The sequence below is a fragment of the Streptomyces sparsus genome (genome assembly GCF_054776295.1).
In genome coordinates this window covers 1-738 of sequence record NZ_BAAHCA010001530.1, presented here as the reverse complement: position 1 = coordinate 738, position 738 = coordinate 1, and the positions used below count along the sequence as shown (strand labels likewise).

The 738-nt window shown below is 77.0% G+C and carries 1 pseudogene; it reads right to left on the bottom strand.

The window, feature by feature from the left end:
- Nucleotides 1-605, bottom strand: a pseudogene (locus ACYVE9_RS29435) (hypothetical protein); the annotation flags it as partial.
- Nucleotides 606-738 lie beyond the last annotated feature (133 nt).

The following is a 738-nucleotide window of genomic DNA, read 5'->3' as shown; positions in this document are numbered from 1 at the left end:
CCGCCCGCTGTGACGAGCAGGAGCAGCGCGGCGCCGGCGACGGCCGTGGGGTTCGTCTCCTCGGTGGTGTCCCCGGCACTTCCCACGCCGGTACGGACCGCTCCGACGGGGCCGCCCAGATCCACCCGGAAGGGGGCGGTCCACTGCTCGCCGCCGGGGCAGTGGCCGTCGACGCCCCAGACCGCCGGCCGCTCGAAGCCAACGGCGGCGGCCTGGGCGTCGGGGTCACCGCTGCCGTCCGTGACGTGGCCGATCAGTTGCTCGGCGGGCGCGATGCGTACCGTGCCCCGGTAGCCGGGGCCGATCAACCGGTCCCGCCCACTCTGGTCATCCCGCCCGGCCTGGTCGTCGTGGTCGCCCTGGTCGCCCTGGTCGTCCTGGTCGTCGACCCGGGCGAGCCGTACCCAGCCCCGGGGAAAGGCGGCGGAGACGGCCTTGATGCTCGCGGGGGCGGGGCCGTCCGGCGGCTCGCAGCTGACCGCGACGGTCAGCTGGTCCCCGGGCGCGACCCGCCCGGGCAGCGCGTCGGCGTCCGCCGCGTACGCGGACGGCATCGACAACGTGGCCGCGGCCAGCAGCACGGACAACGAGGCGGCACGACGCACGACCGCTCCTCCACTCCCGGAGCGCGGCCGCCGACCGTGGCCGGTGCGACGGACCCGCCACGCTCCGTCACCGGTACGTTAGGCCGACAGCGTGGCGCCCGCACGTCACGGGCCGCCGTCCGAGGGCCGGCAG